At 61.8% G+C, this 20,078-nt stretch carries 19 protein-coding genes; 7 read left to right on the plus strand and 12 right to left on the minus strand.

Features of this window, described 5'->3' with window-relative positions; translation table 11 throughout:
* Positions 1-41 precede the first annotated feature (41 nt).
* Complete coding sequence (locus ACYG9Y_RS13860; protein ID WP_023711517.1) at positions 42-1,094, minus strand: ABC transporter ATP-binding protein; 1,053 nt, start codon at positions 1,092-1,094, stop codon at positions 42-44.
* Positions 1,095-1,367: 273 nt separating this feature from the next.
* On the opposite strand from ACYG9Y_RS13860, the gene ACYG9Y_RS13865 reads away from it, so the two are divergent.
* The 3 genes from ACYG9Y_RS13865 (at position 1,368) to ACYG9Y_RS13875 (ending at position 5,173) form a co-directional block, all read left to right on the plus strand.
* Positions 1,368-3,032 (plus strand): ABC transporter substrate-binding protein, encoded by a 1,665-nt coding sequence (locus ACYG9Y_RS13865; protein WP_023739337.1) that lies wholly within the window; start codon positions 1,368-1,370, stop codon positions 3,030-3,032.
* Positions 3,033-3,130: 98 nt separating this feature from the next.
* Positions 3,131-4,246, plus strand: coding sequence for a carbohydrate ABC transporter permease (locus ACYG9Y_RS13870; RefSeq protein WP_023689462.1), 1,116 nt, complete (start codon positions 3,131-3,133; stop codon positions 4,244-4,246).
* 9 nt (positions 4,247-4,255) lie between these two features.
* Positions 4,256-5,173 carry a carbohydrate ABC transporter permease gene (locus ACYG9Y_RS13875; RefSeq protein ID WP_023739336.1) on the plus strand — a complete coding sequence of 306 codons (918 nt, stop codon included), beginning with the start codon at positions 4,256-4,258 and terminating at the stop codon, positions 5,171-5,173.
* 232 nt (positions 5,174-5,405) lie between these two features.
* On the opposite strand, the gene ACYG9Y_RS13880 is transcribed toward ACYG9Y_RS13875, so the two are convergent.
* Positions 5,406-6,149: a creatininase family protein gene (locus ACYG9Y_RS13880; protein ID WP_023739335.1), complete on the minus strand. Its 744-nt coding sequence runs from the start codon at positions 6,147-6,149 to the stop codon at positions 5,406-5,408.
* Positions 6,150-6,152: 3 nt separating this feature from the next.
* On the minus strand, positions 6,153-6,719 hold the full coding sequence (locus ACYG9Y_RS13885; RefSeq protein ID WP_023739334.1) for an SIS domain-containing protein: 567 nt from the start codon (positions 6,717-6,719) through the stop codon (positions 6,153-6,155).
* A 184-nt stretch (positions 6,720-6,903) separates the two neighbouring features.
* Between ACYG9Y_RS13885 and ACYG9Y_RS13890 the strand changes: the two genes are divergently transcribed.
* Complete coding sequence (locus ACYG9Y_RS13890) at positions 6,904-7,926, plus strand: aldo/keto reductase (protein ID WP_023739333.1); 1,023 nt, start codon at positions 6,904-6,906, stop codon at positions 7,924-7,926.
* A gap of 91 nt (positions 7,927-8,017) precedes the next feature.
* Here the strand turns inward: ACYG9Y_RS13890 and ACYG9Y_RS13895 are convergent, their stop codons facing one another.
* The 4 genes from ACYG9Y_RS13895 to clpP form a co-directional block, all read right to left on the minus strand.
* The gene (locus tag ACYG9Y_RS13895; RefSeq protein WP_023669423.1) at positions 8,018-8,290 is read right to left on the minus strand and encodes an HU family DNA-binding protein; all 273 of its coding nucleotides are present in this window, start codon (positions 8,288-8,290) and stop codon (positions 8,018-8,020) included.
* 196 nt (positions 8,291-8,486) lie between these two features.
* Positions 8,487-10,898, minus strand: coding sequence for an endopeptidase La (gene lon / locus ACYG9Y_RS13900; RefSeq protein WP_023739332.1), 2,412 nt, complete (start codon positions 10,896-10,898; stop codon positions 8,487-8,489).
* A gap of 274 nt (positions 10,899-11,172) precedes the next feature.
* Positions 11,173-12,447 (minus strand): ATP-dependent Clp protease ATP-binding subunit ClpX, encoded by a 1,275-nt coding sequence (gene clpX / locus ACYG9Y_RS13905; protein ID WP_023682305.1) that lies wholly within the window; start codon positions 12,445-12,447, stop codon positions 11,173-11,175.
* Positions 12,448-12,742: 295 nt separating this feature from the next.
* A complete protein-coding gene (gene clpP / locus ACYG9Y_RS13910) occupies positions 12,743-13,372 on the minus strand; it encodes an ATP-dependent Clp endopeptidase proteolytic subunit ClpP (protein ID WP_023682306.1) in 630 nt (209 codons plus the stop codon).
* Between the two features lie 310 nt (positions 13,373-13,682).
* Between clpP and ACYG9Y_RS13915 the strand changes: the two genes are divergently transcribed.
* From ACYG9Y_RS13915 to ACYG9Y_RS13925, 3 genes are all read left to right on the plus strand, one after another.
* Positions 13,683-14,273 carry a hypothetical protein gene (locus tag ACYG9Y_RS13915; RefSeq protein WP_023705035.1) on the plus strand — a complete coding sequence of 197 codons (591 nt, stop codon included), beginning with the start codon at positions 13,683-13,685 and terminating at the stop codon, positions 14,271-14,273.
* Positions 14,274-14,380: 107 nt separating this feature from the next.
* Positions 14,381-15,628, plus strand: a complete 1,248-nt coding sequence (locus ACYG9Y_RS13920; protein WP_023708655.1) for a cytochrome P450 — start codon at positions 14,381-14,383, stop codon at positions 15,626-15,628.
* 18 nt (positions 15,629-15,646) lie between these two features.
* On the plus strand, positions 15,647-16,363 hold the full coding sequence (locus tag ACYG9Y_RS13925; protein ID WP_023705037.1) for a transporter substrate-binding domain-containing protein: 717 nt from the start codon (positions 15,647-15,649) through the stop codon (positions 16,361-16,363).
* A gap of 20 nt (positions 16,364-16,383) precedes the next feature.
* Here ACYG9Y_RS13925 and ACYG9Y_RS13930 read toward each other — a convergent pair whose 3' ends face one another.
* The 5 genes from ACYG9Y_RS13930 to ACYG9Y_RS13950 form a co-directional block, all read right to left on the minus strand.
* The gene (locus tag ACYG9Y_RS13930) at positions 16,384-16,710 is read right to left on the minus strand and encodes a cupin domain-containing protein (RefSeq protein ID WP_444849045.1); all 327 of its coding nucleotides are present in this window, start codon (positions 16,708-16,710) and stop codon (positions 16,384-16,386) included.
* A 180-nt stretch (positions 16,711-16,890) separates the two neighbouring features.
* Positions 16,891-18,171 carry an O-acetylhomoserine aminocarboxypropyltransferase gene (locus tag ACYG9Y_RS13935; protein ID WP_023708656.1) on the minus strand — a complete coding sequence of 427 codons (1,281 nt, stop codon included), beginning with the start codon at positions 18,169-18,171 and terminating at the stop codon, positions 16,891-16,893.
* Positions 18,172-18,345: 174 nt separating this feature from the next.
* Positions 18,346-18,867: a CoA-binding protein gene (locus tag ACYG9Y_RS13940; RefSeq protein ID WP_023705040.1), complete on the minus strand. Its 522-nt coding sequence runs from the start codon at positions 18,865-18,867 to the stop codon at positions 18,346-18,348.
* Positions 18,864-19,646: an AAA family ATPase gene (locus ACYG9Y_RS13945; protein WP_023689471.1), complete on the minus strand. Its 783-nt coding sequence runs from the start codon at positions 19,644-19,646 to the stop codon at positions 18,864-18,866. Before ACYG9Y_RS13945 ends, ACYG9Y_RS13940 begins: the two co-directional genes overlap by 4 nt.
* Before the next feature lie 8 nt (positions 19,647-19,654).
* Positions 19,655-20,077, minus strand: coding sequence for a VOC family protein (locus ACYG9Y_RS13950; protein ID WP_023705041.1), 423 nt, complete (start codon positions 20,075-20,077; stop codon positions 19,655-19,657).
* Position 20,078: the final 1 nt, after the last annotated feature.

Genomic DNA, 20,078 nt, shown 5'->3' on the forward strand with positions numbered 1-20,078 from the left:
GCAGTCCTCGTCAAACAGGTTTGGTCAAAGTCGATTGGAAATCAGAGCCGGTTGCCGGTCTCGGCGTCGAAGAGATGGACCTGGTCGAGGCGCGGCTTGAGATTGAGCGTGTCGCCGGGCTTGAAGTCGTGGCGCTCGCGAAACAGCGCCACCATCTCGCCCTCGCCGAAACGCACGAAGACCAGCGTTTCGGAACCGGTCGGCTCGACCACCGAGATCTTTGCTGGCACGCCGTCGGCATGGATTTCGAGATGCTCGGGCCGCACGCCATAGACCACGGCCTGGCCCTCCTTGGCGGCGCTGCCGGCCGCGATCGGGAACAGCGTGCCCGCTATCTCGACCTTGTCGCCCTTGCGCACCACGCCCTTGAGCAGGTTCATCGACGGCGAGCCGATGAAGCCGGCGACAAACAGATTGGCCGGCCGGTCGAACAATTCCAATGGCGCGCCGACCTGCTCGATACGGCCATCGCGCATGACGACGATCTTGTCGGCCATGGTCATGGCCTCGATCTGGTCGTGGGTGACGTAGATGGTGGTGGTCTTCAGCCGCTGGTGCAGTTCCTTGATCTCGGTGCGCATCTGCACGCGCAGCTTGGCGTCGAGATTGGAGAGCGGCTCGTCGAACAGGAAGACCTGCGGATTGCGCACGATGGCGCGGCCCATGGCGACGCGCTGGCGCTGGCCGCCGGATAGCTGGCGCGGATAACGTTTCAGGTACGGATTGAGGTCGAGAATGTCGGCGGCGCGCTTGACCCGCTCGGCGACCACGGCTGGATCGGTCTTGCGCAGCTTCAGCGCAAACGCCATGTTCTGCTCCACCGTCTTGTGCGGATAGAGCGCGTAGTTCTGGAACACCATGGCGATGTCGCGCTTGGCCGGCGGCAGATTGTTGACGATGCGCTCGCCAATGGCGATCGTGCCGCCGGAGACGGTCTCCAGCCCGGCCACCATCCTGAGCAGCGTGGACTTGCCGCAGCCCGACGGGCCGACCAACACCACGAACTGGCCATCGGCGATATCGACGCTGACCTCGTGCAGGACCTTGACGGTTCCGAACGCCTTGGCCACATTGCTGATCGCGACTTGAGCCATCGTCCCCCCTTTTCTCGCGGTGAAGCTAGCCATTGCCAACGGCAAGGGCAAGTCGGTATGTTATCGATAAAAAGCCATTCGTGTTGACAAGGTAATCGATTACGCAAATATTAGCTGTTGCCAATCCGGCAGTCGGATTTTTATCCGAAAATCGGAGCTCCAGGCGACGCAGGGTGGGGTCCCACGTCCCCGTATGATAAAGGAGAACCGCCGACGTTTCGGCGTCGGAGGGATTGGCATTTTAATTCACGACTGTTGTTCTGGGAGGAATAGATGAGAGTCGGTCTGTACGAAAAACTCGTCCGCGCGGGTGCCACCCGGCGTGACATACTCAAGGGCGCGGCCTCAATGGCCGCGATCGCCGCCGCATCGGGCGCTGGGCTCGGCGCTTTCACCCGCCCGGCTGAAGCCGCCAGCGAGCTACGCTCCAAAATTCTTCAGATCCCCGGCGTCGGCAAGGGTCAGCCGACGGATGCCGATTTCCAGAAGGTCGGCGAACTCTGCCTGGAAGCCACCAAGGCCAACGTCAAGGAAGGCGAATTCGCCGGCGTCGAGCTCACCTTCATGGGCCTCAACAACCAGAACCTGCACAATGTGCTGTTCCGCGGCTTCCTGAAGCCGTGGGAGGCCTATACCGGCGCCAAGATCAGCTGGATCGACCTGGCGCAGGCCGACTACAATGCCCGCCTGCAGCAGTCGATCGCAACCGGCACCGTCGACTTCGACATCATCGAGATGGGCGCGCCCTTCGAAGGCGATGTCTGCGGCAAGGGCCTGACGTCCGAGATGCCCGACTGGGTCAAAGAGCAGATCGACATGAAGGATGTCGTGGCCTATCTGCAGCCGCCGGTCGGCACCTGGGACGGCAAGCAGTACCGGATCACCGTCGACGGCGATGCGCATAACTTCAATTACCGCACCGACGTGTTTGCCGATGCCGACCTCGCCAAGGCGTGGAAGGACGGCGGCGCGACCACCGAGTGGGGCGTGCCGAAGACCTGGCAGGAAGTCCAGGCCGTCACAAAATTCCTCAAGGGCAAGCAGTTCAAGGGCCAGGACGTCTTTGGCTATCTCGATGCGCCTAAGGCCTGGGGCGGTTTCGGCTTCTACTTCCTCGGCAGCCGTGCCACCGCCTATGCCAAGCATCCCGACGACAAGGCCTGGCTGTTCGATGCCGACACGATGAAGCCGCGCATCAACAATCCGGCCTGGGTGCGCGCCATCCAGGACGTCATCGACGCGCTGCCGTCGGAGCCCGCCGACCAGATCAACGCCGACCCGAACACGACAGCCTTCCAGCAGTTCCTGGCCGGCACCGGTTCGATGGTCACCTGGTGGGGCGACGTCGGCTCCAACGTCAAGACCAACGATAGCTCGGTCATCGGCGACGTCACCGGCTTCTCGATCCTGCCGGGGTCCGACGACGTCTACAATGCCAAGACCGGCGCTTGGGACAAACTCGCCAGCGGCCCGAACTATGCGCCGAACTGCGCCTATCTCGGCTGGGGCGTCTACGTCATGGCCCGCGTCGATACGGACGAAAAGAAGAAAAAAGCGGCATGGTCGGCCGCCGCTCATCTCGGCGGCAAGGACCTGTCAATCTGGACGGCGATGTATCCGTCCGGCTTCCAGCCCTACCGCAACTCGCATTTCGACATTCCCGAATGGGTGGCGGCAGGCTACGACGAGGCGTTCATCACCTCGTATCTGAAGTCGGAAGCCGACAGCTACAACCATCCGAACGCGGCGATCGAGCCGCGCATCCCCGGCATCTTCCAGTACTATTCGGCTGCCGAGGACATTCTGGCCAACACATTCGCCGGCAAGATGAAGGCGCAGGAAGGCGCCGACGCCATTGCCGCGGCCTGGGAGAAGCTGACCGACCAGATCGGCCGCGAAAACCAGATCAAGCTCTACAAGGCCTCGCTCGGCGTGTAGGCTGATCCTATCGTGACAACACGTCCGGCGGTGCAAGCCGCCGGACCTGACCGGCTCGGGCCGGTCGCAGGCTTGATTTTTTAAACGGACGGGGACGCGTGGCTGACCAGACCACCAATGCATGGCCGGCCAACGCCGGCCCAGCCGATCTGATCTCGCCGGCCCGCAAGCGGGCGGGTTTTGCCCTGATGGCGGCCGCCACGCTTGGCCTGCTGGCGGTGATCGCGTTTGAGATCCTCTACAAGAACGAGATCACCACGCTCGGCTTCGAGACCTGGCGTCCCATCGTCTATGCCTATGTTCTGTGGGGGGTGGCGCTCGGCATCGGCCAGGTGCTGACGCGCGGCGAGGACGGCCAGCGCGCGCTGTTCCTGCTGCCGGCGCTGCTGTTCACCATCGCCATGGTGATCTTCCCGACGCTGTTCGGCTTCTATATCGCGCTGACCGACTGGAACCTGTCGTCCTTTTCCGGCCGCAAGTTCAACGGGCTCGACAATTTCTGGCAGATGCTGGCCGATCCCTACTACCGCAACGCGCTGTTCAACATGGTGCTTTATGTGCTCGCCGTGCTGGTCGAATATGTCATCGCTTTCGGCCTGGCGCTGCTGCTCAACGCGCAGATCCGGGCGCGCAAATTCTTCCGAGTCGTCTTCCTGATGCCGCTGATGCTGTCGCCGGTCGCGGTATCCTGGATGATCGGCAAATCGCTGATGGAATACCGTTTCGGGCCGGCGGCGACGCTGGCGCGCCATCTCGGCTGGGAGAACCCCGCCTTCTTCTCCAACCCGATCACCGCCCGCATCTCGATCATGGTGCTCGACGCCTGGACCTTCATCCCGTTCATGATGATCATGCTGCTTGCCGGCCTGCAGGCTATGTCGCGCGACGTGCTGGAGGCAGCGCGCGTCGACGGCGCCACGCCATGGCAGACTTTTTGGCAGGTCACCTTCCCGCTGATGCTGCCGGTGTCGGTGACGGCGGTGATCCTGCGCATCATCTTCAAGCTGAAGCTTGCCGACATCATCATCACCGTGACCTCCGGCGGGCCCGGCGGCGCCACGGATTCTGTGTCGAGCTTCATCTACCGGGAATACCGCGACCGCTCGAATGTCGGCTACGGCACCATGCTGGCGATGGCCTATCTCGTCATCATCGTCGTGTTCGTGACCTGGCTGTTGAAATTCGCCAATCGCTTCGTGCGCAACGTGAACTGACGAGGCACAATGAGCGTCCAGACCACCGACTATACTGCCTCGGAAATCCGCTCACCGCTAGGTTTTCTGGCCAATCGCATCTTCATCTATGGCGCGCTGGCGTTCTGGGCCTTCATCTGCCTGTTCCCGATCTACTGGACGATCACCACCTCTTTCAAGACCGCGGTCGACGTCACGCAAGGACACCTCATCCCGTTCGTCGACTTCCAACCGGACTGGAAGGGCTGGCGCTCGCTCGGCCTGTCGCCGGATTCGATCTTCCAGACCTCGACGGTGCGGGAGGAGTTTTTCAAGCGCTTCATGAATTCGGTCATCACCTCGGTCGGCGCATCGAGCCTCGCCATCGTCATCGGCAGCCTCGCCGCCTATGGGCTGACCCGGTATCGCTATCAGTTCGCCTGGTTCAAGAACGAGGACATCTCCTTCTTCTTCCTGTCGCAGCTGATCCTGCCGCCGGTGGTGCTCGCCCTGCCCTTCCTGGTGCTCTACCGCGAGGTCGGCCTGCTCGACACACGCATCGGCCTGATCCTGCTCTACACGCTCATGGTGCTGCCGATCGTCATCTGGATCATGCGCGACCAGTTCAATTCGATCCCTGTCGAACTGGAGGAGGCAGCGCTGGTCGACGGCCTGTCGATCTGGGGCGCTTTTTTCCGCATCGTCATGCCGATTGCGCTGCCGGGCATGGTCGCCGCTTTCATCCTGGCGATGGTGCTGTGCTGGAACGAGTATTTTTTCGCCGCGCTGCTGACCTCGACCGACGCCAAGACCATCCCGGTCATGGTGGCGAGCCAGACCGGCTCGCAAGGCATCAACTGGTGGTCGATGGCGGCGCTTGCCACCGCCGCGATCGCACCGCTGGCGGTCATCGGGATTGCGCTTGAGCGGTATCTGATCATGGGCATGACGGCGGGGGCGGTGAAGTAGGCGAGAGGCGGCGTGCCCCTCTACTGTTGACCTCGGCGGGACAGCACCCCCCTCTGGCCTGCCGGCCATCTCCCCCGCAAGGAGGGAGATCGGCAGCTTTGGCTGCATCGCTTTTCTTGCGACGTAGGTGATTGGCGAAAGCGGAAATGACATCTGATCTCCCCCCTTGCGGGGGAGATGTCCGGCAGGACAGAGGGGGGTGTGAAGGATCGCTACAGAGCGACTTTGTCTGCTAGCGCCCCAATATCGCCCTCAGGTGATCCATGATCATCGCCACACCCTTTCGCCCCAGCTCCGCCGAGGCCTCCGGCGCACTGGCCGTATACCACGCGGTATTCTCGCCAAAACGCCCGGCATCGACCGCTTCCGGACACAGTGCCAGCATCAATGATGTCTCGCCAACACCGGCGTGATCGAACGGATACTTCCCGTTCATGGCAGCCGACATTAGCGGGTGCACCTGCACCCAGTTGAAGAAATTCTCGCCGGCGGCGTGCCCGGCATAATAATCGGCCATCCCGTCTGAGCCCCACCAGCCCTCGCCGCGCTGCTTCTCGAGGAAGCGGAAGATCGCCTGGCGGCCGGCGGCCTTGAAGGCGAGATCGGTCGGCATGCCGGCGGCAAAGTTCTCGGTCTGGTGGTGGATGATGGCGTTGATGTTACGAAAGCCGATGCGCAGCAGGCTGTAGAACAATTCTTCGGCGAACGGCGCCAGCTGGTTGCCGCCGACCTGCACCGAGCCGTTGCCTTCGGGTGCTGCCACCACATAGCTCGCCGCACCGTAGTAGAAAGCCGGCAGAATGACGATGTCGGCCTCCTTCTCGTAGAGCTCCAGCGTCTTGATGACGGCCAGCGTGTCCATGCCGACAGCCATGTGCTCGCCGTGATATTCGAGCACGCCGAGCGGGAGAGCGACCGGCCAGTTCTCGGCGATCGCCTTGCGGATCTGGTGCGGCAGCATCAGTTCGTAGCGCATGATCTATTCCATGTTGGTGTGGCGGGCGCGCATGGCCTCGGACGACTGGCCGGTCAGCGCCTTGAGCTTCAGCACCATGACCTCGAACAGCAGGAACAGCGCCCCTTCGAAGACCGAGCCCATCGGCAGCAGCGATGTCTTTTGCGGCCCCTGGTCGCGCGCCATGGTCTGCGCCGGGATCAGCAAGGTGAAGTCGGCAAGCGCGACCGCACTGCTGCCTGCCTCGGCGGTGAGCAAAAGCACGGTGGCGCCGGCCTTGCGGGCGACTTGCATCAAGGTGAGCACCGTCGTCGTCTCGCCCGGGCCGGAACTGACCAGGAAGACATCGGCTGCGCCAAGCGGTGGCGTGTTCATGTCGCCGACCACCGACACCTCAAGCCCGAGGTGATAGAGGCGCATGGCGAAACCCTTGAGCTGCAAGGCCTCGCGGCCGCAGCCATAGACGACGATCTTTTGCGCGCGGGCCAGGGTTTCGCAGGCGGTGTAGATGCCGGCTTCGTCGACGCGCGCCAGTACGGCGCCCAGCTCTTGCAGGGCGGTCGAAAACATATCCGAGCCGGCATTCGTCATGAGAGTCCCATCTGTCCGGCTGGGTTTGTGGCCGGTGATTTCGGGTTGCGCGCTTTCGCAAAAAGGCTTGTTTTTGTTCATGCTATCACCGCGAAAATGCCTGTCCAACGGCCATGGCGGCTTTTGCTGAGCCAGCGGCGTGATAGTGTCATGTCAGACAATCAATCCAGGAAATCAGCACGACATGAAGACACGGCATTTCGACCGCATCGGCAATGGCGGCCTCGACTTCACCGAGCTTGGCTTCGGCAGCGCGCCCCTCGGCAACCTTTACCGCGCCGTCCCCGACGCGGATGCCAACGCCACGCTGGAGGCGGCGTGGGCGACCGGCTGCCGTTACTACGACACCGCGCCGCTCTATGGCCTGGGCCTTGCCGAAACACGGCTCAATGCCTTCCTGCGCGGCAGGAAGCGCGACGATTATGTGCTGTCGAGCAAGGTCGGTCGCCTGTTGCGCGCCTGCCCGCCGGAGGAACGAACCGGCATCGGCAAGTTCTTCGACACACCGACGCGCAAGGAGGTCTACGACTACAGCTATGACGGCGTCATGCGCTCGTTCGAGACGTCGCTGGAACGGCTTGGCGTCGACCGCATCGACATCCTTTTCGTCCATGACCTCGACATCTTCACCCATGGTAGCAAGGAGGCGTCAGACCAGCGCATCGAGGAATTCATGGCCTCGGGCTACAACGGACTGGTTGCGCTGCGCGACCAGGGCGTGATCAAGGCCTTCGGCGGCGGCATCAACGAATGGGAGGTTTGCCAGACGCTGGCGGAGCGTGGCGACTTCGACCTGTTCCTGCTGGCCGGGCGCTACACGCTGCTGGAACAGGAAGCGCTTGCCACCTTCCTGCCGCTCTGTGAGCAACGCGGCATCGGCATCGTTCTCGGCGGTCCTTACAATTCCGGCATCCTGGCGACCGGGCCGAAGCCAGGCGCCTATTACAATTACTCCGAGGCGCCAAGGGACATCATGGATCGCGTCGGGCGCATCGAGGCCGTCTGCGAGCGCCATGGCGTCAGGCTGATCGAGGCGGCGCTGCAGTTTCCGCTGCTGCACCCTTCCGTGGTGTCGGTCATCCCCGGCGGCCAGCGGCCGAGCGAAGTCGAAAGCAACCGCGCCCTGCTCGATGCCAAGCTGCCCGCGGCGCTGTGGGCGGACCTCAAGCAGGAAGGCCTGATGCGCGCGGATGCGCCGGTGGGCTGAAGGCGCGCCTCAGCGGGCTGACGGCTTGCCGCGATCGAGGCAAAAGAAAAGCCGGGCGAACCCGGCTTTCCAACATTCTCTGAAAAAATTTTTAGTTGACCGCGTCCTTGAGGCCTTTGCCGGCCGAGAACTTCGGCACGGTACGCGCCGGAATCTTCACTTCCGCGCCAGTCTGCGGGTTGCGGCCAGTCGATGCCGCACGCTTGGAGACGGTGAAATTTCCGAAGCCGACGAGCCGTACATCGCCGCCCTTCTTCAGTTCGCCAGTGATGACGGAGAACACCGCCTCAACCGCCGACTGTGCGTCACCCTTCGAAATGCTCGCGGATTCAGCGACAGCGGAAACCAGTTCGTTCTTGTTCATAAAAATTCCCTTCCATGAGAAAACCGGAACTTTCAACTCATCCGGCAGGAGAGGGACTTTAGAAAGAAGCGCTCGCAAACCCAAGTCAAAAAGCCGGAAATAAGTTGAAAAAAGCCCGGAAAAGGTGGGTTTTTCACATGAAAAAGCCGGGCTCAAGGCCCGGCTCTCTCTTTGTGCACTGCAACTTTAGTAGTTTCTAATGTGCAAGCGACTTTCCAGCATCGTCAACGGTATCGGTGGAAGCCGGCGGATTGACTGGCTCGACCCACTCGATTGGCTCCGGCATGCGCACCAGCGCGTGTCTCAGAACCTCGCCGACACGTGAGACCGGAATGATATCCATACCGTTCTTCACATTGTCCGGTATCTCCGCCAGATCCTTGGCGTTGTCTTCCGGGATCAGCACCTTCTTGATGCCGCCGCGCAGTGCTGCGAGCAGCTTCTCCTTGAGGCCGCCGATCGGCAAGATGCGGCCGCGAAGCGTTATCTCGCCAGTCATCGCCACATCGGCCCGGACCGGAATCCCCGTCATGACCGACACGATGGCTGTCGCCATGGCAGCACCTGCAGACGGACCGTCCTTCGGCGTGGCGCCTTCGGGCAAGTGGACGTGGATGTCACGTTTGTCGAACAGCGGCGGCTCGATGCCGAAATCGATGGCCCGCGAGCGGACATAAGAGGCCGCCGCCGAGATCGATTCCTTCATCACGTCGCGCAGATTGCCGGTCACCGTCATGCGGCCCTTGCCGGGCATCATGACGCCTTCGACCGTCAGCAGCTCGCCGCCGACTTCCGTCCAGGCAAGACCGGTGACGACACCGACCTGATCGTCAGCCTCGACCTGGCCGAAGCGGAAGCGCGGAACACCGAGGTAATCGGCGAGGTTCGCCGCCGTGATGCTCACCGTCTTCTTCTTCGTCTTCAGGATCTCGGTCACCGCCTTGCGCCCGAGCTTCATCAGCTCGCGCTCCAGGCTTCTGACGCCCGCTTCACGGGTGTAGGTCTGGATGATGCCGCGGATCGCGTCCTCGCCGACGGAGAATTCCTTCGGCTGCAGGGCATGATCGCGGATCACCTTGGGCATCAGGTGACGCTTGGCGATCTCGATCTTCTCGTCCTCGGTGTAGCCGGCGATACGGATGATCTCCATGCGGTCCATCAGGGGCGCAGGGATGTTCAGTGTGTTCGCCGTCGTCACGAACATCACGCTCGACAGGTCGTATTCGACCTCGAGGTAATGGTCCATGAACGTCGAGTTCTGCTCGGGATCGAGCACCTCGAGCAAAGCCGATGACGGATCGCCGCGGAAGTCCTGGCCCATCTTGTCGATCTCGTCGAGCAGGAAGAGCGGGTTGGACTTCTTGGCCTTCTTCATCGACTGGATGACCTTGCCGGGCATCGAGCCGATATAGGTGCGGCGGTGGCCACGGATCTCGGCCTCGTCACGCACGCCGCCAAGCGCCATGCGGATGAACTCGCGGCCGGTCGCCTTGGCGATCGACTTGCCGAGCGAGGTCTTGCCGACGCCGGGAGGGCCGACGAGGCACAGGATCGGCCCCTTCAGCTTCTTCTGGCGGCTTTGCACGGCGAGATACTCGACGATGCGGTCCTTGACCTTGTCGAGGCCGAAATGATCGGTGTCGAGCACGTTCTGCGCAAACGCCAGGTCCTGCTTGACCTTGGAGTTCTTGCCCCACGGGATCGACAGGATCCAGTCGAGATAATTGCGCACAACGGTCGATTCCGCCGACATCGGCGACATCGTCCGCAGCTTCTTCAACTCGGCTTCCGCCTTTTCGCGGGCCTCCTTGGAGAGCTTGGTCTTTTTGATGCGCGCCTCGATCTCGGCGGCCTCGTCGCGGCCGTCCTCGCCTTCGCCGAGCTCCTTCTGGATCGCCTTCATCTGCTCGTTGAGGTAATATTCGCGCTGCGTCTTCTCCATCTGGCGCTTGACGCGCGAGCGGATGCGCTTCTCCACCTGCAGGACGGAGATTTCGGCTTCCATGAAACCCATCGCCTTTTCCAGCCGTTCCTTGACGGACAGCGTGGCCAGCATCTCCTGCTTCTCGGGGATCTTGATGGCGAGGTGCGAGGCAACCGTATCGGCGAGCTTGGAATAGTCGTCGATCTGGCTGGCGGCGCCCACCACTTCAGGCGAGATCTTCTTGTTCAGCTTGACGTAGTTTTCGAAGTCGGTGACGACCGAACGGGCGAGCGCCTCGACCTCGACCTCTTCCTCCTCCGGCTCGACCAGCGCCGTGGCGGTGGCTTCGTGGAAGTCCGGACGGTCGGTGAACGAGACGATCTTGGCACGCGAAGCGCCTTCGACCAGCACCTTGACGGTGCCGTCGGGCAGCTTCAGCAATTGCAGCACATTGGCGAGCGTGCCGATGTCGAAGATCGCATCGGGCTCGGGATCGTCATCGGCGGCATTCATCTGGGTGGCAAGCAGGATCTGCTTTTCCTGACCCATAACCTCTTCCAGCGCCTTGATCGACTTTTCACGCCCGACAAAGAGCGGAACGATCATGTGCGGGAACACCACGATGTCGCGCAGTGGGAGGACTGCGAAGACGCCGTCTCTGGGAGCCTTGGATATTTTGGCCATTGTCCAACCTTTCATGTCGCGGCCGCTAATTGAGCCAACCGCGAATCTCATATTAACGACCGGGGATCGTTCCGCCTACCACCGTTTGTGACGGGAGTTTTACAGCACAGAATTCGGCACCTCGGCCTTCCAGTGTTAGTTGGATGCACGGTGGGCAAAGATCAAGGGTCGACACGGTCCGTTCATCCACTCCGTTACAAGGATCGGTACCTCACCACAGCAAAACGGCGCCCCGCGGGCGCCGTTCCATAAAAAGGTTAGGCCAGATGCCAGATCAGGCGCTGACGTTGCCCTTCTTTTCCTTCTGCTCGGAATAGATGTAGAGCGGCCGGGCGCTGCCGGTCACCACTTCTTCCGAAATCACCACTTCGCGCACGCCTTCCAGAGCGGGCAGTTCGAACATGGTGTCGAGCAGGATTGCTTCCATGATCGAGCGCAGGCCACGGGCGCCGGTCTTGCGCTCGATGGCGCGCTTGGCGATCGCCGACAACGCATTCTCGTGGAAGGTCAGGTCGACACTCTCCATCTCGAACAGCCGTTGATACTGTTTGACCAGCGCGTTTTTCGGCTCGGTCAGGATCTGGATCAGCGCCGGCTCGTCGAGGTCTTCCAGCGTCGCCAGGACCGGCAGACGGCCGACAAACTCGGGGATGAGGCCGAACTTCAAGAGATCCTCGGGCTCGACCAGGCGGAACACGTCACCGGTGCGGCGATCCTCGGGCGAAGCGACGATGGCGCCGAAGCCGATGGAAGTCTTCCTGCCGCGATCCGAGATGATCTTGTCCAGCCCGGCGAAGGCGCCGCCGCAGATGAACAGGATGTTGGCGGTGTCGACCTGCAGGAACTCCTGCTGCGGATGCTTGCGGCCGCCCTGCGGCGGCACGGAGGCAACGGTGCCTTCCATGATCTTCAGAAGCGCCTGCTGCACGCCCTCGCCCGACACGTCGCGGGTGATCGATGGGTTGTCGGACTTGCGCGAGATCTTGTCGATTTCATCGATGTAGACGATGCCGCGCTGGGCTCGCTCGACATTGTAGTCGGCCGACTGCAGCAGCTTCAGGATGATGTTTTCGACGTCCTCGCCGACGTAACCGGCTTCGGTCAGCGTCGTCGCGTCGGCCATGGTGAAGGGCACGTCGATGATGCGGGCCAGCGTCTGGGCAAGCAGCGTCTTGCCGCAACCGGTCGGGCCGATCAGCAGGATGTTGGACTTCGCCAATTCGACGTCGTTGTTCTTGCCGGCATGCGCCAGGCGCTTGTAGTGGTTGTGGACAGCCACCGACAGCACGCGCTTGGCGTAGGGCTGGCCGATGACATAGTCGTCGAGAACCTTCAGGATCTCCTGCGGGGTCGGCACGCCCTCGCGCGACTTCACCATCGAGGTCTTGTTCTCCTCGCGGATGATGTCCATGCATAGCTCGACGCACTCGTCGCAGATGAACACCGTTGGGCCGGCGATCAGCTTGCGCACCTCATGCTGGCTTTTGCCGCAAAACGAGCAATAAAGCGTGTTCTTCGAATCACCGCTGTTGTTGCCGACTTTGCTCATTTTCCTGTCCTTTCATGGCCGCCCGCCGATGGTCTGGCTGAAAGGGCGCATATTCTATCTATCGCGGGAATTCGCCGCCGCCAGTGTCCCGGCTCCCGCAACGCATTCCGTACGAAACACAAATCAGAAAACGTCGCAATGATTCGCGCCAACCCTGCACAAAGCTAAGCCGTCGAAAATCAACATAGCCTTAACGTAGGCAATCCCATCCACCGAGGGAACAGCCAATTGTGGCCGAAATGCCGCAAATCCCAGCAAAAGCGCGTTATCCCGCCATCCAACTGCCATGCAGCGCTTATGCCGCAGCGCCTTCGACCGGCTCGCGCGACGAAATGACCTTGTCGATGAGGCCGAAATCCTTGGCTTCGTCGGCGGTCATGAAATGGTCGCGGTCAAGCGTCTTTTCAATGTCTTCGTAGCTCTTGCCGGTGTGTTTGACGTAGACCTCGTTGAGGCGGCGCTTCAGCTTGATGATGTCCTGCGCGTGCCGCTCGATGTCGGAGGCCTGGCCCTGGAAACCGCCGGAAGGCTGGTGAACCATGATACGGGCGTTCGGCGTGGCAAAACGCATGTCCTTGTGGCCGGCGGTCAGAAGCAGCGAGCCCATCGACGCCGCCTGGCCGATGCACAGCGTCGACACTGCCGGCTTGATGAACTGCATGGTGTCGTAGATCGCCATGCCCGAGGTCACCACGCCGCCCGGCGAGTTGATGTAGAGATTGATCTCTTTCTTCGGGTTCTCGGCCTCGAGGAACAAAAGCTGTGCACAAACCAGCGTCGCCATACCGTCTTCGACCGGGCCGGTGATGAAAATGATGCGCTCTTTCAGCAGGCGCGAGAAAATGTCGTAGGCCCGCTCGCCGCGATTGGTCTGCTCGACCACCATCGGAACGAGGTTCATGTAGGTTTCGACGGGGTTCTTCATGGACTACCCTTTTTGGAGATGGGGATTCCGGCGCCGGGAAATCGGGCAGAATCGGTTCTTGATGGTTAGAATGTAAATAGGATGCCGGCTCACCCTAGCGCAAGGCCGCCTCTCCTAGCCATCTGGTTAAGTCGAATCAAGGTTTCCGCGCAAGGGAAAGTCCGAACGCGGCCAGCGGCGTTTTTGCGGTGTAGCAATTCCTTAACCGCGTCGCTTAACGAAATGCGGCGAAACCGCTTTCCCCCGGAGAACCTTCCCCTACAGTTCAACGTTGAACCTCACCTTCTCGCGTTCAAACAGGGGGAGTGCCATGATCAGGAAAACTGTTTGCCTCGCCATTTCCGGCCTTGCCGGTCTCGGCATCGTGTCCGATGCGGTTGCCGGCGGCCGGGCCGCCGAATGCTATGAGCCGGTGCACAGGCCGGCGCTCTATGACACCGTCTATGAAGACGTCATGGTCAGTCCCGGCGGGCAGCTGGTCGACTATGATCCGCCGATCTATGGCACCATGGAGCGCGTCGAGCAGATCGCGCCGCCCCGAGTCACCTATGACATCGTACCGGCGAGAACCCGCACCGTTTACCGCACGGTCCAGGTCGACGATGGCGGCTATGCCTGGGAATGGCGCGTCATCCACGGCCGCAAGGTGCTGTGCAAGGTGTGGCGCAAGGCCCGCTACGCGCGTGTGGCCGAAACGGTGGTGGTTGAACCGGAGCGCACCCGCCGGGTTGTGCTGCCGGCCGAATATGAGAGCGTCGCCCATGAAGTGCTGGTGCGGCCCGAGCGGCGGCACGTCACCCAGATAGCGCCGTCATACCAGAGGATGGCGCGCCGGGTGGTGGTGCAGGAAGGCTCGACCAGCTGGCGCCGCGTGCATATTGCCAGGCATTGCGAGGATTAGACTTCGGTACTTCGCCGAGGTCCGCCTCGGTTGGCTCAATCCATAGGGCCGTCGGGTGCCAACATCCGGTCTGGCACCAAGCCGGCAAGCCGCGGTAATGGTCTGGCATGACCACATCCATGCCGCCCTACCTCGCCTTTGATCCAGCCACGCGCCGCCTGCGGCTCGATCCGCACGAACCGGCGTTTTTCCAGAACCCCTACGACGCCTATGCCGTCCTGCATGGCGCATCGAATGCCTTCTTCTGGGAGGAATTCGGCTTCTGGTGCTTTGGCGGCTTCGACGACGTCAACCGGCTGTTGCGCGACCGCCGCTTCGGCCGCCAGAACCCGGCCGGCATTCCCGACAGCCGCGGCATCGGCGAGGATCGCTCGCATTTGGCCGCTTTCGACGGCATCGAGAGCAATTCGATGCTGGAGCTGGAGCCGCCGGTGCACACCAGGCTCAGAACCCTGGTCAACCGCGCCTTCGTCTCGCGCCAGGTCGAGCGGCTGCGGCCGCGCGTGGAGGCGCTGGCCAATGAGCTGATCGACCGTTTCGAGCCGCGCCAGGTCGATCTATTGCCCAGCTTCGCCGCACCTTTGCCGATCACCATCATTGCCGAAATGCTCGGTGTGCCGGTCGAAATGGGGCCGCAACTGCTCGACTGGTCGCACCGGATGGTGGCCATGTACATGCATGGCCGGACGCGCGAGACCGAGGAAGCGGCCAATCGCGCCGCGCGCGATTTTTCCGACTTTTTGCGCGGCTATGTCACCGAGCGGCGCAAGAAGCCTGGCGACGACCTGCTGTCGCTGCTGATCGCGGCGCAGGAGGATGGCCAGAAGCTGTCGGAAGACGAGTTGGTCTCGTCCGCCATCCTGTTGCTCAATGCCGGCCACGAGGCGACCGTCCATCAAACCGGCAACGCCGTGCGCACGCTGCTGGCGCAAGGCGGCGACCCCGGCCGTTTCTTCACCTCGCCGGAAGCAACCGCTGCGACGGTCGAGGAGTGCCTGCGCTTCGACGCGCCGCTGCACATGTTCACCCGCTACGCCTACGAGGAGGTCGAGGTGACATCCGGGGTTGTCGTACAGCCGGGCGAGACGATCGGCCTGCTGCTCGGCATGGCCAATCATGATCCGCTTGCCTTTGCCGAACCTGGCGCCTTCCGGCCCGGCCGACCAGACCAGAAGAATGTCTCGTTCGGCGCCGGTATCCATTTCTGCATCGGTGCGCCGCTGGCGCGGCTGGAGTTGCAGGTGTCGCTGAAAACCCTGTTCGAGCGGCAGCCGCAACTCCATCTTGCGGAGGAGCCGCGCTTCCGCGACACCTATCATTTCCATGGGCTGGAAAAGCTCATTGTGAGCTTGTGAGGACGGCGGAGCCGACGCATGCCCGAGAAAATGAGATTCGCCTTTCTACAGGAACCACCCTTCTGCTTTATCGACGGATCGGCACGTCTGGGCGGCAGCGATGCCCAACTGGCCACGAGGGTCTGCCTGACGCTCGGGCTGGAACTTTTGCCCATCGAGACCGAGTTTGCCGAGCTGCTGCCTGGGCTTGCCGAACATCGGTGGGACATAACCACCGGCCTGTTCATTTCCGACGGCCGCCGGAAGCTGGTCGACTTCACAAGGCCGATCTGGATGCTGGCGGATGGATTGCTGGTCGCGAAAGACAATCCCCGCGCCTTCGATGGCTATCGGTCCGTCGCCAATGATCGGACGGCGCTGATCGGCGTCATATCCGGCCAGATCCAGCACCGGACGGCCCTGCAAAACGCTATTCAGCCCGAACGGCTAAGGATATTTGCCACTCAGGCCGAAGCAGCTAACGCCGTCGCGGCCGGCGTGGTGCATGCCTATGCGAGTGTAGCGCTCGCGCATCGCGGCTATCTGAGCCGGCGACCCGACGCGCCTCTCGACGTCGTCGACGTCCCGGCAGTCGAAAAACAGCCAGCGCCCGGCGCTTTCGCTCTCGCCAAAGGCACTGCCACCCTGCTCCAGCGCATCGATTTATGTCTCAGTGATTTGCTTGGAAGTCCCTGGCACAGGGAGATGATGAGCGGATACGGCTTTTCCGACACTGACATCGATCGGCTTTTGTGAAGTCCAAGCGCGACCGAGCGTCAGAGCTTGATCACATACTCCTTGCGGGTCGTTTCAAGCACTTCCCAGCTGCCCCTGAAGCCTGGCCTGAGCACGAAGCTGTCGCCGGCGCGCACCGTGCGGGCCTCGCCACCGTCCTCGGCAACCACCGAGACGCCGGACAGGATGTGGCAGAACTCCCATTCGTCATATTCGATGCGCCATTTGCCCGGCGTCGCTTCCCAGATGCCGGCATAAAGGCGGCCATCGCGCTCCTCGACATTCCAGGTGCGGAACTTCGGATCGCCCGCAATCAGACGATCCGGCGCCGGGGCGCCATGTTCGGCGTCGACGCTGTCGGTCAATATGGCCAGGTAATGCGCGGACAGGGTTTGCCTCCAACAGATTAGTGACTAGTGAGTAGTGCAGTGAGTAGTGAGTAGTGAGTAGTGAGCGGAAAGCGCTCCCTCGAGCGGGTGGCTGATCACTAATCACTGCTAACTAGTGAATACCGACTACTACTCACTACTCACTACTCACTAAAAAAATCAAACCTTGGCCAAAGCCTGTTCCAGATCGGCGACGATGTCGTTGACATCCTCGATGCCAACCGACAGCCGGACCGTGTCCGGTCCCGCACCCGCCTTGACCTTCTGCTCGTCGGAAAGCTGGCGATGCGTGGTCGATGCCGGATGGATGACCAGCGACTTGGTGTCGCCGACATTGGCGAGGTGCGAGAACAGTTCGAGCGCCTCGACGAACTTGATGCCGGCCTCGTAGCCGCCCTTCAGGCCGAAGGTGAAGACAGCACCGGCGCCTTGCGGCGAGTATTTCTTCTGCAGCGCGTTGTTCTTGTCGCTGGGCAGGCCGGGATAGTTGACCCAGGCGACCTTGGGGTGGTTGGACAGCCAGCCGGCGACGGTGACCGCATTATCGCAATGGCGCTGCATCCTGAGCGGCAAGGTCTCCAGCCCGGTCAGGATCAGGAAGGCATTGAACGGCGAAATTGCCGGGCCGATGTCGCGCAGGCCGAGCACGCGCGCGGCGATGGCGAAGGCGAAATTGCCGAAGGTTTCGTGCAGGACAAGCCCGCCATATTCGGGGCGCGGCTCCGACAGCATCGGATATTTGCCGGATTTCGACCAGTCGAACGTGCCGCCATCGACGATGGCGCCGCCGATCGAATTGCCGTGGCCGCCGATGAACTTGGTCAGCGAATGGACGACGATGTCGGCGCCATGCTCGATCGGCCGCACCAGATAGGGCGAGGCCAGTGTGTTGTCGACGATGAGCGGCAAGCCGTGCTTGCGGGCGATGTCGCCGATCTTCTCGATGTCGACGAAGGTGCCGCCGGGATTGGCCAGGCTCTCGATGAAGATCGCCTTGGTCTTATCGTCGATCTGGCTTTCGAAAGTGGAGATGTCGTTGGTGTCGGCCCAACGCACCTCCCAGCCGAAATTCTTGAAGGCATGGCCGAACTGATTGATCGAACCACCGTAAAGCCTTGTGGCGGCGACGAAATTATCGCCAGGCCGCATGAGATTGTGGAACACGATCACCTGTGCGGCATGGCCGGAAGCAACGGCAAGTGCAGCCGTGCCGCCTTCGAGCGCCGCGATCCGCTCTTCCAGCACCGCCTGGGTCGGGTTCATGATGCGGGTGTAGATGTTGCCGAAGGCCTTCAGCCCGAACAGCGAGGCGGCATGGTCGGCATCGTCGAACACAAAGGAGGTCGTCTGGTAGATCGGCGTGGCGCGTGCGCCCGTTGCCGGGTCGGGCTTGGCGCCGGCATGGACGGCGAGCGTGTTGAAACCGGGCGTGCGGGTCATCGAAAACCTCCCTGAGCGGTAAACGTGTGAATGGTGAAATGATGAATGGTGAGCGATAAATGGTGGTCGCAAAGTCGGCCAGTCCCACCTTGATTGCAAGCCGCTCATATGCGGCTTTACCCGGCTTCCAGGAAAATCCTTCTATTCACCATTCACCATTCACCATTCACTGCCTTACTTCTGGCGCACACCGAAACTCTGGAATCCCGACCGCATCAGCGGCTTCTTCGACGACAGCACACCGGAGTTGACGCCGGTCCAGCCAATCTCGCCCGACAGCTTGCCATATTCGATCTTCGGGCAGCGGTTCATCACCACCTTGATACCGGCCGCCTCGGCACGCGTCGCCGCCTCGTCATCGCGCACGCCAAGCTGCATCCAGACGACTTTCGGCAAGGGGTCGAGCTTCAGCACCTCATCGACAATGCCGGGCACCGCTGCGGAGGCGCGAAAGATGTCGACCATGTCAACCGGCTCCGGCAGATCGGCAAGGCTGGCATAGGTCATGCGGCCGAGGATTTCCTTGCCGGCCTGCCCAGGATTGATCGGAAACACCGAAAAGCCCTTGGCCAGCAGATATTTCAGCACGAAAAAGCTCGGCCTGACATCGTTGGCCGACGCGCCGACCATGGCGATGGTCTTCACAGAATTGAGGATGCCGCCGATATAGGCATTGTCGTAGCTATCGTGATTCACTCGTCGGTCTCCCTCAGTGCTTCCTCCATAAAGGACTGCGGGTCCGTGCAGAAGTCGCGCATCATGCGAAAATGATCGGTATCGGTGAAATCTGTGGGGTCGAGGCCGAAACGGCTGATGCGGAAGAGCCGCGCGCCGGGACAAGCCATCAGCAGCGGCGAATGCGTCGCCATGATCACTTGCGCCGTGCCTGACCGGTCCATGCGCCGCAGCATCTTCAACAATTCGATCTGCCGCGACGGCGACAGCGCGCTTTCGGGCTCGTCGAGGATGTAGATGCCTTGCCGGCGGCAGCGCTCCTCGAAAAAGCGAATGAACCCTTCGCCATGCGACCACGATAGAAAGTCCGGCGGCGGCGGTCCGAACGGGTCTTCGAGTGCCGCCTGGTCGAGATAGCGCGCGACCGAGTAAAAAGATTCGGCACGAAAGAACCAGCCGGCGGTGACTTTTGGCAGCCAGTGGCCGCGGAATGTATTCGCCAGTGCCGCACCGCTCTTGTCGATGGCGATGGAATGATCGACCGGACGATAGCCCTTGCCGCCGCCGGCCTCGTCGTAACCGGCCAGCGCGCCGATGGCTTCCAGCAGTGTCGATTTGCCGGTGCCGTTTTCACCGACAATGATGGTGATCGGCGTGGTGAATTCGATCTCGAATTCACGGCCGCGAAACAGCGGCAGGTTCCATGGATATTTTTCCCAATCTTCCACGCGCTCGGGGTCAATCAGGATGCGTTTGAGATAAGGCGCCTTAAGCCGGGTCAGTTGCTTGCGATAGCCCATGCGGACGCTCAGTCCGGCAGCGAGATGGTGCCGTCATCCGCGATCGGGAAGGCCGGATTGTGTGCGACTTCCCAGACATGGCCGTCGGCATCGGCGAAATATCCATACCAGCCGCCCCAGAAGGCGCGGCCTGCCGGCTTGACGATCCTGCCGCCGGCCTTCTCGGCGGCCGCCAGCACGTCGTCGACTTCGGCATCGGAGCGGGCGTTGTAGGCGAGGTAGACCGCCGACGGTGCTGCGGCGAAGGCAATGCCTGAATCCTCCTCGGCGCTTGGCCTCGGGAACAGGCCGAGAATGGCGCCGCCCATCTGGAAGAAGGCGACGCCATCGGTGATGCCGGCGTGGCGCTTCAAGCCCATGCCTTCGTAAAAGCGCACGGCGCGCTCGAGATCGTCGGTGGCGATGGTGATGATGGAGATGCGCGGTTCCATG

The organism is Mesorhizobium sp. W050, assembly GCF_054719535.1.

Bases quoted from the DNA above. Each gene is read 5' to 3' on its own strand.
- ACYG9Y_RS13860 (WP_023711517.1), bottom strand. From the start codon at position 1,094: ATGGCTCAAGTCGCGATCAGCAATGTGGCCAAGGCGTTCGGAACCGTC.
- ACYG9Y_RS13865 (WP_023739337.1), top strand. From the start codon at position 1,368: ATGAGAGTCGGTCTGTACGAAAAACTCGTCCGCGCGGGTGCCACCCGG.
- ACYG9Y_RS13875 (WP_023739336.1), top strand. From the start codon at position 4,256: ATGAGCGTCCAGACCACCGACTATACTGCCTCGGAAATCCGCTCACCG.
- ACYG9Y_RS13880 (WP_023739335.1), bottom strand. From the start codon at position 6,149: ATGCGCTACGAACTGATGCTGCCGCACCAGATCCGCAAGGCGATCGCC.
- ACYG9Y_RS13885 (WP_023739334.1), bottom strand. From the start codon at position 6,719: ATGACGAATGCCGGCTCGGATATGTTTTCGACCGCCCTGCAAGAGCTG.
- ACYG9Y_RS13890 (WP_023739333.1), top strand. From the start codon at position 6,904: ATGAAGACACGGCATTTCGACCGCATCGGCAATGGCGGCCTCGACTTC.
- ACYG9Y_RS13895 (WP_023669423.1), bottom strand. From the start codon at position 8,290: ATGAACAAGAACGAACTGGTTTCCGCTGTCGCTGAATCCGCGAGCATT.
- lon (WP_023739332.1), bottom strand. From the start codon at position 10,898: ATGGCCAAAATATCCAAGGCTCCCAGAGACGGCGTCTTCGCAGTCCTC.
- clpX (WP_023682305.1), bottom strand. From the start codon at position 12,447: ATGAGCAAAGTCGGCAACAACAGCGGTGATTCGAAGAACACGCTTTAT.
- clpP (WP_023682306.1), bottom strand. From the start codon at position 13,372: ATGAAGAACCCCGTCGAAACCTACATGAACCTCGTTCCGATGGTGGTC.
- ACYG9Y_RS13915 (WP_023705035.1), top strand. From the start codon at position 13,683: ATGATCAGGAAAACTGTTTGCCTCGCCATTTCCGGCCTTGCCGGTCTC.
- ACYG9Y_RS13920 (WP_023708655.1), top strand. From the start codon at position 14,381: ATGACCACATCCATGCCGCCCTACCTCGCCTTTGATCCAGCCACGCGC.
- ACYG9Y_RS13925 (WP_023705037.1), top strand. From the start codon at position 15,647: ATGCCCGAGAAAATGAGATTCGCCTTTCTACAGGAACCACCCTTCTGC.
- ACYG9Y_RS13935 (WP_023708656.1), bottom strand. From the start codon at position 18,171: ATGACCCGCACGCCCGGTTTCAACACGCTCGCCGTCCATGCCGGCGCC.
- ACYG9Y_RS13945 (WP_023689471.1), bottom strand. From the start codon at position 19,646: ATGGGCTATCGCAAGCAACTGACCCGGCTTAAGGCGCCTTATCTCAAA.
- ACYG9Y_RS13950 (WP_023705041.1), bottom strand. From the start codon at position 20,077: ATGGAACCGCGCATCTCCATCATCACCATCGCCACCGACGATCTCGAG.